Origin of the sequence: Streptomyces anatolicus (assembly GCF_019400875.1) — a bacterium.
Lineage (GTDB): Bacteria > Actinomycetota > Actinomycetes > Streptomycetales > Streptomycetaceae > Streptomyces > Streptomyces anatolicus.
Window position 1 is genome coordinate 17,919 of the sequence record NZ_WMBF01000021.1, and the last position, 15,878, is coordinate 33,796.

Sequence of the window (15,878 nt, forward strand, 5' to 3'; positions counted from 1 at the left end):
TTGCAAGCCCGGGCCTGGCGAACTCTTCACCAGGCCCGGGTCAAGCGTTGTCCGACGGTGCCGGCCGTCGACCCTTCTCACGTGCCTATGCCGTGATCACGTATGTGCCCGCTTGCTGCGTCCGAGGCGCCTGGCATTGCCGTCTCCGGACTGGGCTCGCTGATCGTCTGCACGCAGCTCAACGGTAGTGCGCTCCACAGGATTTGGGTCGCGGCCGTGACCCCGAGCCAGTCGCGGACCAGGCTCCGGAAGGCGTCTTGTGGTTCGTCAGCCAGGTCACCTTCGTCCAGCGTCGCGAGGGCACCGACAACCGCTGGCTGCCAGGCTTCACTCCCGTGCTCAGCCCCCACACGACGCGGTGGCCGAGGTGCGTCTGCTCACGTCCAAGAAGTACGAGTGGATCGTGGAAGGCGACATCAAAGCCTGCTTCGATCCGGGTGCTACGGCAGACCCTCTCGTCGCAGGCGGACGGCGGGCGTCAGCCGGGCCAGGTGCCGGCCAGCCGGTGCAGGGTGGCGGCGCCGGCCCGGTCGGCAGCGGCTTTGGCGGCAGCGAAGATCGCTCCCTGCACGGCCGCGGCGAGCAGGACCTCCTGCCAGGAGCGGTCCCGGTCGGTGGCATCCGGGGCGTCCTCGTCGTGCCCGAGCACCTTCCAGGTCTGCTTGAACGCCGCTCCGGCGATCAAACCGCTGGCTGCTCCCAGGCCAGACCAACAGGTTTGTAGGCGATCTTGGATGCTTTCACCGACGCCCCTTGTTACCGCTTCTTGACTAGCACCAGCACCACGAGCGCGGCGGCCACCGCCACCAAGGGGCCGCGACGCTGCCGCGCGGCCTGATATGCCTTGTCGGTGGCCTCTTGTGGGGTCTTTTCTTGGAGCTAGCTCGACACCGTGGCTGCGGCCTGGGTGATCTGGTCCCTGGTGTGGGCGGCCTTCGCCGTGACCGGCTCGGGGAGCTTGTCTGCGCCGCCTTGGCAGCCCGGGTCGCCTTGTCCTTGACCTGCATCGCCTTCTCCTGCACCTGCACCTTTACCTCAGTGGCCTTGTGCTGAGCCTGTGCTTTCACATCTGCTTTGCCGGCCAGAGCCTCCACCGTCTGCCCGAGCCGCTCGCGCGTGGCCTCGGTCTTCTCGCGCAACTCCTCGGGCGTAGGAGTCTCGTTGGGGGACTGCGGTTTGTAACTCATCGGTGCGCTTTTTCCTTGATCTCGGCCACGTCGGCCTTGATGCTTTCGATGGCCTGCTCGGGGGTGGGCGGGGCGGCCTGGGCGACCTGCTTCTTACCTACGAAGGTCAAGACCCCGGCGATCACCAGCAGCACGCCGAAGACGGTCAGTGCTGATGCCCACACCGGCAGCACCAGTGCAAACGCAGCGATGCCCGTGGCCACCAGAGCCTGCAGCGCGAGAAACGCCACCATGCCCGCGCCGCCGAACAGGCCGCCGCCGATACCGAACCGTTTGCCCTTTTGGACCATCTCCACCTGCGCCAGGTGCATCTCGTCACGCACCAGCTGCGCCAACTGCTGCGACGCCTGGGTGACCGGGGCCCCGATCGAGTCGTCCTGACTGCTCGGCTCGGTGGGGTGCTCAACGGCGCTGGCCGCGGGGCGAGTCCAGGGTCGCGGGCTCCGCGTAGACCTCCCGCACGTCCAGCATCCGCCGCGCCTGGGGGCTGTCCCGGAACGCCCCGTGCGCGGCCCGCCCCTGCGCGGTCTCCGCCCACCCGAAGAGCGCTTGCTGCTCGGGCTCTCCCGGGGTGGTTCCCGCCGCTGACTGATCCACGTGCCGTCCCTGTCGTCTCTGTCTTCACTCTCCCGCTCATCGGGGCCTCTCGCATTCCGACCGACCCCGGAGGCAACCGTTCCGTCGCCAAGCAGGGCGCCCTCGCCACCACCCCCAGACAGGGGCGAGCGGCCCCGGTCACCGCCCTGTCGGCGCCGACACGGACGGCCGGGTCGCCCGTATCAACCACCCCGTAGCGATAAGACACCCCACCGCCGGCACCGTCATCAGCAGCGGCACCGTGGAGACGCCCGCCCACTCGATGCCCTTGCCGAGCACCGGCGCGGCGGCCACGCCGCCGATCATGGATGCCGCGATCACGTACGCGCCCGCCCGCTGCGCCCGTGGCACGGCGCGGGAGAGCCACGGCAGTCCGATCGGGAAGATCGGCGCGTGGAACAGGCCCACGCCCGCGTAAGCGTAGGGCGCGATGGGCGGGATCAGGGCCAGCAGCAGGCAGCCCGTCATTCCCACGCAGCTCACCACCATGATCTTCTCCACCGGCCAGCGCAGCGTCAGCGGTATGACCAGGAACCGGCCCGCGGTCACCATGAGCCAGAACGCCGAGGTCGCCGTGGCGGCGGTGCTCGCGCTGTGGCCGATGGACTCCAGGTGGGTCGGCTCCCAGCCGCCGACTCCGGTCTCCACCGACACCATCAGCACGTACAGCGCGATGAAGACCATGATGATCGGGAGGGGGCGGGCGCGCAGGAGCGGCGGCGGGTCAGCGGCGTCAGCAGGCTCCTCTGCGGTGTGAGGGGAGGAGGTGTCGTTGTCGCTGTCGTCGGGGAGCGGGGCGCCGCCCGGCCGTTGCCCTTCGCGGACCCCGCCCAGAGTCGTCATCAGGATCGCGGAGAGAACGGCGAAGCCGATGAAGATCGCGGGGTAGTTCTCCGGACCGAGCAGGGCGATCAGCGCCGGAGCGCCGACGGCGCCGATGCCGTAGAAGGCCCCGATGACGTTGAGCATCGCCGGGCTCCGGCGGCCGAAGCCGACCGCGAAGAGCTGGTTGAGGCCGTAGTCGATACCGCCGAAGCCAAGGCCCGTCACCGCCGCGCCTGCCAGCGCCAGGGGCCAGTTGGGAGCGAGGGCGAGGCCGAGGCCGCCCGCCGCCATCAGCAGGTACGACGTACTGAGCAGGGCCCGGTTGCCCCACCGGCCGTGCACCCGGTTGAGGAGCAGTACCCCCGCCACTCCGCCGATGAAGTGGGCGCTCAGACCGAGCCCGGCCGCGGACGGGGAGAGGCCGAAGTTCTCGCGGAAGGCCGGGATCGCCGGACCGTAGAGAGCCTGCAAGGCGCCGATCAGCACGAACCCCACGCACGACGCCACGACCGCGAACGGGCTGAAGAGCGGCGGTGGTTCGGCGGCCTCTCGGGTAGGTGCCGTGCTCGTCTGGGGCTCGGACACAGCGGGCTCCTTGCCATCTCTCATCGGATACGTCCCCGTCCCTGCCGGCGGCCGGCACCGGATGGTCGGTGGCCGGCCGCCGGCCATTCTTCACCGGCCGATGAGCGCGGGCTGTTGTTCGTTCGACAGCAGGCGGTTCAGGACGTGCTGGGTGCGCATGCCGTCGCCGAAGCCGGCCAGCGGGCCCTTCGAACGGCCGTGGGTGACGGCGTGGGTCCACTCACGCATCTGGTGGTGGAAGGTGTCGCCCCACCCCACGATCTCCCCCGGCGGGTCAGCGAGGTGTTCGCCGCGCTCGAACGTCCCCTGCTCCCAGGCCACTCGGGACTTGAGGTAGTACACGGAACCGTCACTGGAGTGGTACGACAGCTCCTTGTCGCTGCCGATGATGCTGAGGGAGAAGCCCAGTTCGTCCGGTGGCGAGGACTTGGAGGTGATGAGGTTGAAGCCCACCCCGTTCTCCAGGTTGCCGCTCACGAAGGCGTAATCGTCGACCTTGACCTCGCGCCCCTCCTTCTGCGGCACATTGATCTTGAGTTTGACGCGGCACGTGTCGCTGTCGACCGGGCTTTTCAGCAGATGGTGCAGCATGTCGATCAGATGTACGCCCAGGTCGCCGAGGGAGCCGCTGGTCGACCTGCCCAGATCGCTGTCGCGCCAGGTGAAGTGGGTGCGGGTCAGCGCGCTGCCGCGCTTCAGGCTCACTTCGGCGAAGAGGACCGGGCCCAGGTCACCGCGGTCGATGAGCAGACCGATCTCCTGGATCACGTCCAGGAAGCGGTAGTTGAAGCCCATGGCGCAGACCAGGCCACTGGCCTCGGCGAGTCTGGTGACCCGCTCCGCCTCGGCCACCGTCGTCGTCATCGGCTTCTCGCACAGGACGTGCTTGCCGTTCCGCAGTGCCTCTTCGGCGTAGTCGGCGTGGGTGTGGTTGGGGGAGGCGACGATGACGGCGTCGACGTTCCGGTACAGCTCAGCGGGCGAGGCGAAGGCGCGGCAGCCGAAGCGGTCGGCCGTCTCCTGTGCCTTGCCGGAGTCCAGGTCGTACACGCCGACCGCCGTGGCTTCGGGCACGGTGCCGATCGCGCGCAGATGCATCATCGCGATGTTCCCGGCGCCGATGACTCCTATGTTCACTGGGGTGCCTTTCCGTTCGAGTGAGGGCGGGGCGGTCAGTGGCCGAGGTGGTGGCGGAACGAGGTGAGGATGGCCTGGGCGTAGTCGTGCTCCGACACGCGCGGGAAATTCGCCCTGGCCTCCGGCGTGCAATTGCCCACCAGGGTGCCGTGCCGTACGGCACGCAGCATTTCGAGGTCATTCCCGCTGTCCCCGAAGGCGAAGGTGTGTTGCGGGTCGACGCCGAATCGGCTGCAAATGTGCTGCACGACGTTGCGTTTGCCGCAGGTCGGCGGGGTGAAATCGACGTCGAAGCAGTCGGCTGGGTCACCGGTGGCCGGGTTGCAGCGGCTGATGTTGAGGCCGAGGTTCTCTTCCTTCGCCAGGTCCCGCACCCGGTCCAGGGCTTCCGCGTCCCGTCGCTGGTCCCCGAGCGTGCGGAAGTAGTAGTTCTCCATGAACTCCGTGGAGTTGCCGTTGTTCTGCGGGAAGAGCGTGACCCTGTTTCCGGCGAGCCGCTCGACGATCCGCTCCACCTTGGCCTTGCTGAAGCCACTCGCCTCCAGCTGTTCCTGCCACCGCTGATCGGGCTCGGGGAAACCGTTCCTGAAGAAGGTGAGTTCCGTGCCGAGGGAGCTGGCGACGAAATGCGGGAGTACGCGCGCGCCGCACCGTTCCATCTTCTTCTGGACAGAGGCGAGCGAACTCCCCGTGACCCAGCCGAACAGCAGTTGGTGGCGCTCTCCGGCATCGAGGAGGAACTGCTCCAGGGCCGTGAGGTGGGAACGCTGCTCGGAGGTCGCGGCATGTGCGAGGTAGGTCTCGTCGAAGTCGGAGAACGCGGCGAAGCGGACCGACGCCGGGGGCGGCAGGTGCGTCGGACCGGCCGACCCGACGCCGAGCAGCACATCGGGCCCGGTCACGTCTGTGCCCGCAGCGCGTCGTGCAGCGCGTCGATCACCCGGTCCTGCTCTCCGAGCGACATACCCGCGTGCAGCGGCAGGTGCAGTACGTGGGCGTTCAGCTGTTCGGTCCGGGGCAGGGAGACATCACCGAAGAGCTTCTCGCGCAGCGGGGTCTCGTGCTGGTGCGTGAGGACGGGGTAGTACACATCCGTCTCCACCCCGCTCGACCGGCTGACCCGCGTCCGTACGGTGTCCCGCAGCCCGTCCTCGTGGAAGACGAGGGGGAAGAGGTGCCAGGCGTGGTCGGGCGCGAACGGCGGTACGTCGAGGGGGACCTGCCGCGCCAGCGGGCTCAGCGCGTCGATGTAGCGCTTCGCGAGGCAGGCCCGCCGCAGAGCGCGCAGGCTCAGCCAGGGAAGCAGTGCGAGACCGATGGCGGCCATCGTGTTGTCGATCCGCGAGTTGAGGCCGAACGTCTCGCACTTGATGTTCTTCTGGCCCGGCACGAATCCGTGGTAGCTCAGCACACGGCAGCGCTCGGCGATCTCGGCGGAGCCGGTGATGACGGCGCCGGACTTTCCGCAGAGTCCGAAGTTTTTGTACGGGTTGAAGCTGAGGGCCGCGGCGTCGGAGTACTGCCCGACGCCGGTCACCCCGATCGCCTGGCAGGCGTCCTCGACGAGGCTGACCCGGTGCCGGTCGGCGACCGCTCGCAGGCCCGCCATGTCGGCGAGGCGGCCGTAGAGGTGGACCGGGAGGATCGCGGTGGTGCGTGCGGTGATGTGCTCTTCCACCGAGGCGGGGTCAAGGTTTCCGTCCGGCAGGGTGACGTCGGCGAGGACCGGTTCGGCGCCGCACGCGAAGACGGCGTTCTCGGTGGCGGCGAAACTGTTCGCCGGAAGGATCACTTGGTCGCCCGGCCCGACGCCGACGGCACGCAGCGCGATGATGAGGGCGTCGGTTCCGCTGCCGGTGGCGACGGTGTGCGCGGCACCGAGGAATTCGCTCAGTGCGCCCTCGAAGGAATCGACGGCCGGGCCGCTGGTGAAATCGCCGCTGTCCAGCACGCCGGCGAAGGCGGCCGCCGCTGCGGTCTTCTCCTCGGGTGACAGAAGACGGTCCTTCGGCAGGAAGGCGACGCCGGTGGTGTCCGGGGACTCGGGGAAAAGAGTTCTCAGGACAGACGTATCACTTTCGGAATGCCGCAGCGTTTCCAGGGTCTTCGCCAGCTCATGGTTGGCGAGGGTTTCCCGGACCCGGAATGCTAAGGGCGCTCCGGCTAACACTCCTTGCGCGAGTTCGTGAATGCTTGCGCTGTCCCCGGTGAGCGTGCGTCCGGCAACAACTGCCTGGTCTTTTTCCATGGACAAGAGTTCCACCTCGCAGGAAGGCAACCGCCCTCGGGAGCCGGCGGTGCGGTTCGGATCCGTCTCGTCATCCACGATGGCTGACTTCGGACCGCGGGTACAGCGATGGTTGCTTAACGTGATTGGTTAGCTGGACTTCTGTGTTCACCAGGATTTCAACTGCGCGATTCCCGTGCCATGAATGCCGAATGATTAACGGCCTTCTTACGCGTTCAGGACCGCGCGGGCCGGGGCTCCAGGCTCAGCACCAGCGGGGCCGCGAGCAGGCTGAGGGCCGCCAGGAAGAGCCAGGGCCAGGCCGGCCCCAGGGACAGCAGGGACGTGAGCACCACCGGGGCGACGGCTCCGCCGAGCGACCACGAGAGCTGGTAGACGCCGAGATAGCGGCCGCGGGCGTGCTCAGGGGCCATGTACACACTCAACTCCCCCATCGGCGGGGAGCCGAGCACCTCGGCGAGGGTGTAGATGACGACGGCGGCGAGCAGCCCTGCCGGCACGACCCAGACCGGTATCAGCGAGAGGGCGGCGAAGACGCCGAAGGCGACGGCGTTGACCAGGCAGGCGAGGACGATCACCCGGGTCGACCGGTGCCGTTCGATCCAGCGCGTTGCGAGGGTCTGCGTGGTCGCCACCAGCACGGTGTTGAGCGTGATCAACACGCCGCCTACCCAGGCGCCCGCGCCCAGGCTGTCCGTGGCGTAGATCCCGAGCAGCACGCTCAGGACCATGGAGGCCAGGACGAAGGAGAGGTTGGCGGCGACCAACCGCATATAGGCGCCGTCGCGCAGGACCGTGGCGTAACGGGCGGCGGCGCGGGGCGCGGGCGGGTCTGCGCCGTCCCTGCCGTGCCCGCCGTCCTCGCTGTCCCCGCCGACCCCGCCGACCCCGCCGTCCGGACGCTCGCCGTGGTGCCCGGCGGCCTCCGCGCGGTTCGGGCGCCAGCCGCGCAGCAGCCACGCCGCCAGCAGATAGCTCACCGCTTGGACCGCCACTACGGCCTTCAACCCGGTGGTGCTCGCCATCGCCATGGCCAGTGCCGCGATCGCGCCGCCGAACCCGATGCCCACGTTGCGCAGTGCCCGGAAGAACCCGAACCAGCGCGTGCGGTCCTCGTCGCGGGCGACGAGGGTGACCAGTGCGCTGCTCGACGTCCAGTACATCGCCGCACCCGTCTGGACCACGCACTGCGTGACGACGATCTGCCAGGCCGACTCGGCGAAGAACAGGCATACGAAACCGAGCGCCGAGACGAGGTTCCCCGAGGCCACCACGGTCCGGGGGCCGACCCGGTCCAGCAGCCAGCCCGCCAGCGCCGGCACGGGAAGGGCGATCGCGTGCCCCAGAGTGAGGCAGGCCCCCACCTCCACCAGCGACAGCGAGGTGGTTCTGGCGAAGTAGACGACCAGGAACGCGATGACGAGTCCGCCGGCCAGACTGTCGATGATGTTGGCGGCGACGAAGCGGGCGTTGCCGGAGAGGTCCGGCAGGCCCAGCTTCGAGAGCAGCGTCTTGTCCGGGGAGAGGGTCGGGGACTGGCTCGGCGAGAGCTTCTGGGTCATCGGTTACGCGCCGACATGCCCATCGGCGCCACCCGTGCCGTCACCGTCGCCGTCGCCTCTGTCGCCCGTACTGATGTGCACGGCCTTCGCCAGCCGTTCCGCCGCTCCTTGCAGGTCCTCGTCGAGCGGCCCGTCGACGACGACGGACACCGCCCGCCCGCCGGAATCGCTCCACTGCCCGAGCTGCTGCCCCGCTTCCCGTGTGACGATCACGGCGACAAGCCGCGCGGGGGCGTCCGGCTCCACCGGGGCGAACCGAGGCCAAGCACCGTCCGTGGTCACCCACGACACGGGCACGTCCTCGGCGCACGTCACGTCGCTCAGCACACCGGAGGGGTGTTCGAGGTAGACCTGCCGGGCCCGGCGTCGAGGGGCGGGGACGGTGGGCCGCTCTCCGAGCGCGAGGTCGAGGAGGGCCGGTTCCAGGGGGCGGCCGGTGGCGAGGTGCCACAGCTTGGTGATGGCGTCACCCGGCGGCCGGGCCGCGACCTCCATCAGGGCGACGCCCTCGCCGCTCAGCCGGAACTCGGCGTGGCTGATGCCCGTACGGAACCCGATGGACCGCAGCAACGAGGCGTTGGCCGCCAGGAGTCGGTCCTCCTCGGCAGCCGACAGGCCCGACGCGGGCGAGGTGTGGCCGGTCTCGGTGAAGTAGCGGGTGCCGTCCTCGTTCGTGTTCTTGCCCGTGATGCCGGACCAGAGCACTTCACCCTCGTACACCAGCGTCTCCACGGAGAACTCCGCGCCGCGGACGCGCTCTTCGAGCAGCAGCATCTCGTCCGGCGGGTACTGCGCGAGCTCGGCGCGGAGTTCGGCGGAGTCGGCCACGGACCGTACGCCGGAGCTCGACATGCGTCCGGCCGGCTTCAGCACGGCGGGGAAGTCCTGCCACTCGTCCGCCACTTCCGCCGCCTGCCCCGCCCGGCCCAGCATGGCCCAGCGCGGCGCGAGCTCCGGCGCGGCCAGGCGCTGGAGCACCTTGTGGCGGCAGACCCGTGCCGCGTGGGCACCGGGGCCGGGAAGGCCGAGGGCCTCGGCGAGGGCACCGGCCGGTTCGACGAAGACCTCCCCGCAGTTGAGGACTGCCCGTACGCGGTAGTCGGTCAGATACGTCCGTACGCCCGCGAGCAGGGTGTCCAGCTCGCAGTCGTCGACATGGACGGCCTGCGCCACCCGCGAGAGGGGATGGCGCGGGTCGCCGCGGTGCAGGGCGAGCCGGTCGGCGGGGGTCTCCGGGCCGAAGAGGAACAGGGGCGTGAGGCCACGGCTCTCGATCTCCGCGATCAGGTCGAGATGGCGGCAGAAGACGACGAGGTCGGTCAGGACGACGACAGCGGGCGGGGCGGAATCAGCGGTCTTCATCGGAGGGGCGTGTTCCTTGCTTCAGGGTGTTCGGAGCGCTTCGGGGTGCGTCAGGGCGCTTCGGGGTGGTGGCCGTCCGTGTGCAGCTGGTGCCAGCGCTCCAGCATGTAGAGCGTCCACAGCGCGTACGTGTTCTCGGGGCGGAACTCCGTGGCGAAGGTGCGCAGCGCGTCGGGCGCGAAGTAGCCGCGGTCGAGGCAGGACTCCGACAGCAGCGCGGACTGGATGGTCTCCCGCAGCTCCGTGCCGAGCCAGCCCTCCAGGGGAACGGCGAGTTCCTGTTTGCGCCTGCTGAGCACCGAGTCCGGCAGCCAGCGCGCGGCGACCTGCTTGAGCAGCGCCTTCTCGTTGCCGTCGACCAGGTTCGCCGAGGCCGGAAGCCGGGTGACGAAGTCGATCAGACGGTGGTCGAGGAAGGGGCTGCGCGGCTCGACGGAGTGGGCCATGGCCATCCGGTCGATCTTCACCAGCTGGGCGTCCGGCAGCCAGAACCCGCAGTCCACCTGCATGACGCGGCTCAGCTCGGCCGTGCCCGCGTCGGTCCGGGCGAAACGGTCGCGCAGGTGGTTGTACGGGTACTCCGGCAGCGTCGCCCGGAAGGCCCCGCTGTAGAGGCGGTCCTTGATGCCGCCCCGTACCCCGTCCACGAGGACGGCCTGGTAGCGGTCGGCGATACCGCCGTCCCCGGCGGCGAGCGCCTCGGCGTCCACCTTGGCGGCGGACTCGGGGGCGATACCGGGGAGTTGCTGGAAGATCTTGTAGCGGTTGTAGCCGCAGAAGATCTCGTCGGAGCCGTCACCCGTCAGCACGACGGTGACGTACTGCCGGGCGAGCCGGTACATGCAGTGGGCCGCGATGGCGGACGGGAAGGCGTACGGCTCCCCCACGTGCGTGAGGATATGGTCGATGGCCTGGCGGGCGTCGTGGGCACCGATGCGGTACGTGTGGTGGTCCGTGCCGCAGTGCTCGGCGACCTGGCGCGCGTACACCGACTCGTCGAACGCGGCGTGCTCGAACCCCACCGAGAAGGTGTGCATGCGCCGGCCGAGCCGGCGCGAGGCCATCGCCACGACGAGGCTGGAGTCGAGCCCGCCGCTGAGCATCGCGCCGAGCGGCACCTCCGACTCCAGCCGGTCGGCGACCGACTGCTGCAGCAACGCGTCGATCCGGTCCACGGCCTCCGGGCCGCTCATGTCCGCCAGGTCGTCGTGGAAGTCGAACTGCCAGTACCGGCGCGCCTTCTCCGGCTGCCCGGCCTCGAAGGTGAGCACGGTGCCCGGCTCCGCCTTGCGCACCTGCTGGTAGATGGTGTGCGGGCCGGGCACGACCCGGTAGCTCAGGTACTGGTCGACGGCGACCGGGTCGACCGTCCGCCCGATGCCCGGATGCTCCAGCAGCGCGGCCATCTCGGAGGCGAAGGCCACGGTGCCGTCGGCGAGCCGGCTGTAGAAGAGCGGCTTCTTGCCGACCCGGTCGGTGGCCAGCAGCAGCTTGCGCGTGCGGGTGTCGTACACGGCGAGCGCGAACATGCCGTGCAGCTCGTTGACGAAGTCCTCGCCCAACTCGTCGTAGAGGAGCGGGAGTACGTGCGCGTCGCTGCCGCCCCGCACCCGCCTTCCGCGCCTGGCGAGCAGTTCGCGCAGCGCCTGGTGGTTGTAGATCTCGCCGTTGAACACGCAGACGATGCCGCGGTCCTCGGAGTAGACCGGCTGGGAGCCGTCACCGAGGCCGATCACCTTGAGCCGGCACATGCCGAACGCGGCCTGGCCGTCGTGGTGGTAGCCGTCCTCGTCCGGACCGCGGTGGGCCATGGCGGCGCAGGCGGCGGAGGGGAATCGTTCCAGGGGAGGTGTCAGGCCGAAAGTCGCCGTACCGGCGATGCCACACATGTGCTTCTCACCGCTCCTTGATGTTGAAACGGCGCTTGGCGTGCGGGGACTTCATCTCGTCGGGGGCGATGGCCCGGACGCCGATCTCGCCCACCATGCCGGAGGTGATCATCTGGGCGACGTCCGGGGCCGCCTCCATCAGGAGCTTGCGTACGGCGGCCAGCTGGTCGTCGAGGATCTCGTCGGCGACGACCCGGATGACCAGCCCGTCGTCGTCGGCGACCTCGAAGGCGGCGCCCGGGAAGACCACCGCCATGGCCTGGCAGATGTCGTAGCTGCTGACGCGCTCGCCGTGCTTGAAGTCGCCCCCGAGCCGGCCGTCGATGCGCTCGAAGGCGTGGACCCGGCGGCCCTGGTGGTCGATGACGCGCAAGCCGCTGATCAGGTCACCGGTCACATAGCGCAGCGCCGGGAAGTACGAGCGTGTGAAGGAGGTCAGCAGCAGCGCGCCGCTGTCCGTCCGGGGCGCCGACGCCTGGGCCGCGGGCGCCTCCCCGTACAGCTCTCCGGGGTGGATGACCTCGGGAAGGATGTGGTCGTGGAAGTGGTAGAGGCCGGTGTCCGCGCAGAGGTGCGCGATGGCACCGATCTCGATGCTGCCGTAGACATCGAGGACGTCCGTGACCGCTATGCCGAAGTACTCCGCCACGAGACGGCGCCAGTTGGCCGTGGCGAGATCTCCCACGACCATGATCTTGCGGGGGCTGATGCGCAGCTCGTCCGGTGTCTGCATGAGCCTGTCGAGGATCATCGGCATGGTGAAGAGCACGTCGGGCTGCCAGGAGTTGAGCAGCTCCACGTGGTCTTCGAGCGGCCGCTGGAATTCGATGTCGTGGGCGTCGAAGCCCATGTCCTCGAAGATGTGGCGGGCGGCGGCCGCGGCGTGGCCTGTTCCGAGGTCCGCGACGGCCACCGAGCCGGCCGGAAGGTCACCGACGAAGTCCTGGAACAGTTCCTTGCGCTGCGCCGTGTAGGCGGCCTCGTCCGCAGGGCTGTAGAGGATGCGCTTGCGTCGGCCGCCGCTGGTGCCGGACGTGAGGTAGGTGAACGCGTCGGGGAGGTCGTCGTGCCCGGCGGTGTAGTAGTGCCGCGTCAGCAACTCGTGGTCGACGATGGGCAGGTCGTGCAGGCGCCCTGTGCCGCGGACGCCCTGCGCTTCGAGGAGCCCGCCGTACCAGGGGAAGCGGTGGGCGTACTCCTCGGAGAGGCGGAGCAGGTCGGTCGAGTGGTCGCCGGCCCACTGGGGGGACGCGGCGGCGGGATCAGTGTTCAAGGGGTCTTACTACTTCCCAGAGTTGCGGGTGGCCCCGGCGGTGGGCCGGTGAGCCGGTGTGCGGGGGTGGCGTGCCGGCCGGTGCGGCACGTGCGTCTCACGACCAGCGCTCGGTCTCGCCGAAGAAGCCCGGCACGCTCACCGCCTGCCCGCCTTCGACGGCCCGGCGGTAGACCTGGAGGCCGACGGCGAGGTCGAGCACGCCGAGCCCGAAGGGGGAGAAGATCCTGGGCTTGTCGGCGGCCGGCTCGATCTCGCCACGGATCATCTGGGCCACGGTGCCGTCGATGAATTCACGGTGCCCGAATTCCTGCTCGGCCAGGTGCGGAGAGGTATTGGCGGTCATGCAGTGGTCGACGTCATCGAGGATGTTCTGTGCCCCGGCGACAATGTGCGGGCCTATGTCGCGCAGCGAGATGTTGAGGACCGTCTGTCCAGCGGTGAAGGTGCCCGGTTCGGTCACCCACGGCTCTCCGGCCGTGGTGGCGAAGACGACGATGTCCGCGTCCTTCACGGCACGCTCGAAGGAATCCTCGCGGTCGGCGTCGTATCCCAGACCGATGATGTGCTGCTTGAGCCGCTCGCCGTACTCGGGCGACCGGTCGTGCACGACGAAGCGGTCGACCGACCACTCCTGCGCCTGGAAGAACTCCAGGATGTTACGGGCGATGACCCCGGCGCCGATCACCGCGACGCGCTGCGCGGTCCGGCCGCCGACCAGCTGCTCCGCGCCCACGACCGCCGAGGCGGCGGTACGGGCGGCGCTGATCTGGGAGGCCTCCAGGCACGCGAACGGATAACCGGTCTCGTAGTCGTTGAGCAGCAGCGTCGCCGAGGCACGCGGAATGTTGCGCTCGATGTTGCCGGGGAAGCTGGCTATCCACTTGATACCGGCCACGCCGTATTCGCCGCCGAGATAGGCGGGCAGGGCGATGATCCGTGAATCGGGCTTCTCGGGGAACCGCAGAAAGTAACTGTTGGGATTGACGGACTGCTTGTCGTGGTGCGTGAGGTAGGTGTCGCGCACCGTCGTGACGATGTCGGAGCGCGATTCCGCGACAAGGGAGCGGATCGTCGAGCCGCTGACTACGTGAAAATCGAACATTGCTGTCACCAGTTCTCGGGCGGGTACGGTCAGACGGGTCGGTCAGACGGGTCGGTCAGACGGGGACGGTCAGGTGGTCGAGGTCGAGGTCGAGGGATTCCAGGACGTGGCGGCCGAAGGTCTCGTGCACCCAGTCGTCGTGGTAGATCGTCTGCAGATAGCGCTCTCCCATGTCGGGAGAGAGGGCCACCACCCGCGAACCGCTGGGAATGAACGGCGCGGCCTGTGCGAGCGCGGCGAGCACGGACCCGGTCGAGCCGCCGGTCAGCAGCCCGCGCTCCCGTGCGATCCGCCGGCACATGCGGACGGCGTCGGGCTCGGCCACATGGATCACCTCGTCGACCGCTTCGGGGACGCAGAGTTCGGGCGTGCGGCTGGTGCCGAGACCGGGTATGCGCCGGGGCTGCGGGCGGCCCCCGAAGGTGACGGAGCCGACGGCGTCGACGGCGGTGATCTTCGTATGCGGCGAGTGGGCGCGGAAGTGGCTGACGCACCCCATGAGGGTTCCGGTGGTGCCCGCGCCGACGAAGAGCTGGTCGACCCGGCCGATGTTCCGCAGGACCGATGAGGCCGTCGTGCTGGCATGGGTGCTGGGGTTGGCGGGGTTCGCGTACTGGTTGAGCCAGACCAGTCCGGAGTCCTCGGCGAGCCGCTCCCGGATGTAGGCGATGCGGGTGCCGAGGTACCCGCCGTTCGCGTCCCTCTTCTCGACCTGGACGACATGGGCGCCCAGCGCCTTGATGGCCGCGAGGCTCTGGGGGGAGACGTTCGGGTCGGTCACACAGGTGAAGGAGTAGCCCCTGCCCGCGGCGACGATCGCCAGCGCGATCCCCAGGCTTCCCGAGGACGACTCGATCAGCCGGGACCCGGGGCGGAGCCTGCCGTGCTGCTCGGCGTCCTCGACCATGCCCACGGCAGCCTTGAGCTTGATGGAACCGGCGGGGTTCAATCCTTCGAGTTTCAAGAAGACTTCACTGTCCGGCAGGAAGCCGTCGAGCATCAGGAACACGTCGTCGGTGACGACCTTGTGAGCATGGTGAATGATCATCGTTTCCCCGATGTCGCGCAGTGCGACGTGATGGTGGTGCGGTCGGACCGGGAGGTGGCGTGCTCCGCGGAGCTGACGCGTGAGGGTGTCGGCGGCCGGCTAGACGCCGGCCGTCTCCAGCACCCTGAGGACGCTGTGCACGGCTGACCGGCCCGCGCGCAGCTGAGCGCTGTCCGTGCCGGCACCCAGATGCGGGGTGGCGAGGACGTTGGGCAGGTGGAGGAGCGGCGACGCCCGTGGCGGCTCCTCGGCGAAGACGTCCAGCGCGGCGCAGGCGATGCGGCCGTCCTTGAGCGCCGCGGCCAGCGCGTTCTCGTCGACGATGCCTCCGCGGGCGGTGTTCACCAGGCAGAGGGAGGGCTTGACGCGAGCGAGTTCGCTCTCGCCGAGCAGGCCAGTCGTCGCCGGGCTCTTGGGGAGGTGGATCGTCAGGACGTCACTGGTCGTCAGCAACGTGTCGAAGGTGACCAGTTCGGCGCCCACCTCGGCGGCCTCGGCCGCGCTGACGTGGGGATCGTAGGCGATGACGTGCATCTCGAACGCCGTGAGGCGACGGGCCACTTGGCGGCCCACCCGGCCGAGGCCGAGGATTCCCAGGGTGCGTCCGGCCAGCTCACCGCCCATGAAGGCGGACCGGCGCCACTCCCCCTCGCTGACGTGCTGGGCGGCGGCGCAGATGTGGCGCAGGGAGGCGATCACCAGGCCGACGGTGAACTCCGCGACGCTGACGGTGTTGGAGTCGGGCGCGTTGACAACCGTGACGCCCGCGGAACGCGCGTAGGTGACGTCCACGTTGTCCAGGCCGACCCCGGCACGGGCCACGATCTTCAGCGCGGGGGCCTGGGCCAGGACCTCGTGGTCCACCTGGGTCCCGCTGCGGACGATCAGGGCCACGGCGTCCGCGACCGAGGCGAGCAGGTCCGCCCGGTCCCGGCCGTCCACGAGGCGTAACTCACAGTGCGGGCGTAACTCGGCGAGGGTGGCTTCGGGGAGCGGATCGCTCACCACCACAACGGGTCTGGACATGGGAGATCTCCTTGGGGATGGAGGAGGGGAGGGC

The 15,878-nt window shown here is 69.4% G+C and carries 14 protein-coding genes and 1 pseudogene; all 15 read right to left on the reverse strand.

Features of this window, described 5'->3' with window-relative positions:
• Positions 1–478 precede the first annotated feature (478 nt).
• The 15 genes and pseudogenes from GKQ77_RS04400 to GKQ77_RS04470 all read right to left on the reverse strand — a co-directional run bounded on the left by GKQ77_RS04400 (position 479) and on the right by GKQ77_RS04470 (position 15,844).
• Positions 479–744, reverse strand: a pseudogene (locus tag GKQ77_RS04400) (DUF4235 domain-containing protein).
• A 26-nt stretch (positions 745–770) separates the two neighbouring features.
• Complete coding sequence (locus tag GKQ77_RS04405) at positions 771–1,187, reverse strand: DUF3618 domain-containing protein (RefSeq protein WP_258020828.1); 417 nt, start codon at positions 1,185–1,187, stop codon at positions 771–773.
• Complete coding sequence (locus tag GKQ77_RS04410; RefSeq protein WP_219687384.1) at positions 1,184–1,555, reverse strand: phage holin family protein; 372 nt, start codon at positions 1,553–1,555, stop codon at positions 1,184–1,186. Before GKQ77_RS04410 ends, GKQ77_RS04405 begins: the two co-directional genes overlap by 4 nt.
• Positions 1,556–1,589: 34 nt before the next feature.
• Positions 1,590–1,784 (reverse strand): hypothetical protein, encoded by a 195-nt coding sequence (locus GKQ77_RS04415; RefSeq protein ID WP_258020836.1) that lies wholly within the window; start codon positions 1,782–1,784, stop codon positions 1,590–1,592.
• 138 nt (positions 1,785–1,922) lie between these two features.
• Positions 1,923–3,194, reverse strand: a complete 1,272-nt coding sequence (locus GKQ77_RS04420; protein WP_308117542.1) for an MFS transporter — start codon at positions 3,192–3,194, stop codon at positions 1,923–1,925.
• Between the two features lie 90 nt (positions 3,195–3,284).
• The gene (locus tag GKQ77_RS04425) at positions 3,285–4,331 is read right to left on the reverse strand and encodes a Gfo/Idh/MocA family protein (RefSeq protein ID WP_308117543.1); all 1,047 of its coding nucleotides are present in this window, start codon (positions 4,329–4,331) and stop codon (positions 3,285–3,287) included.
• Positions 4,332–4,366: 35 nt separating this feature from the next.
• On the reverse strand, positions 4,367–5,233 hold the full coding sequence (locus tag GKQ77_RS04430) for an HAD-IIB family hydrolase (RefSeq protein WP_308117544.1): 867 nt from the start codon (positions 5,231–5,233) through the stop codon (positions 4,367–4,369).
• Positions 5,230–6,579: a DegT/DnrJ/EryC1/StrS family aminotransferase gene (locus tag GKQ77_RS04435; protein WP_219687376.1), complete on the reverse strand. Its 1,350-nt coding sequence runs from the start codon at positions 6,577–6,579 to the stop codon at positions 5,230–5,232. Before GKQ77_RS04435 ends, GKQ77_RS04430 begins: the two co-directional genes overlap by 4 nt.
• Before the next feature lie 215 nt (positions 6,580–6,794).
• Positions 6,795–8,141 carry an MFS transporter gene (locus GKQ77_RS04440; protein WP_219687377.1) on the reverse strand — a complete coding sequence of 449 codons (1,347 nt, stop codon included), beginning with the start codon at positions 8,139–8,141 and terminating at the stop codon, positions 6,795–6,797.
• Between the two features lie 3 nt (positions 8,142–8,144).
• Complete coding sequence (locus tag GKQ77_RS04445) at positions 8,145–9,503, reverse strand: ATP-grasp domain-containing protein (RefSeq protein WP_219687378.1); 1,359 nt, start codon at positions 9,501–9,503, stop codon at positions 8,145–8,147.
• A 50-nt stretch (positions 9,504–9,553) separates the two neighbouring features.
• Entirely contained in the window at positions 9,554–11,392 is a 1,839-nt protein-coding gene (gene asnB / locus GKQ77_RS04450; protein WP_219687379.1) for an asparagine synthase (glutamine-hydrolyzing), read from the reverse strand.
• A gap of 7 nt (positions 11,393–11,399) precedes the next feature.
• Positions 11,400–12,665 carry a phenylacetate--CoA ligase family protein gene (locus tag GKQ77_RS04455; RefSeq protein ID WP_219687380.1) on the reverse strand — a complete coding sequence of 422 codons (1,266 nt, stop codon included), beginning with the start codon at positions 12,663–12,665 and terminating at the stop codon, positions 11,400–11,402.
• Positions 12,666–12,762: 97 nt separating this feature from the next.
• On the reverse strand, positions 12,763–13,770 hold the full coding sequence (gene sbnB / locus GKQ77_RS04460) for a 2,3-diaminopropionate biosynthesis protein SbnB (RefSeq protein WP_219687381.1): 1,008 nt from the start codon (positions 13,768–13,770) through the stop codon (positions 12,763–12,765).
• A 55-nt stretch (positions 13,771–13,825) separates the two neighbouring features.
• Entirely contained in the window at positions 13,826–14,818 is a 993-nt protein-coding gene (sbnA, locus tag GKQ77_RS04465; protein WP_219687382.1) for a 2,3-diaminopropionate biosynthesis protein SbnA, read from the reverse strand.
• A 99-nt stretch (positions 14,819–14,917) separates the two neighbouring features.
• Entirely contained in the window at positions 14,918–15,844 is a 927-nt protein-coding gene (locus GKQ77_RS04470; protein ID WP_219687383.1) for a hydroxyacid dehydrogenase, read from the reverse strand.
• Positions 15,845–15,878 lie beyond the last annotated feature (34 nt).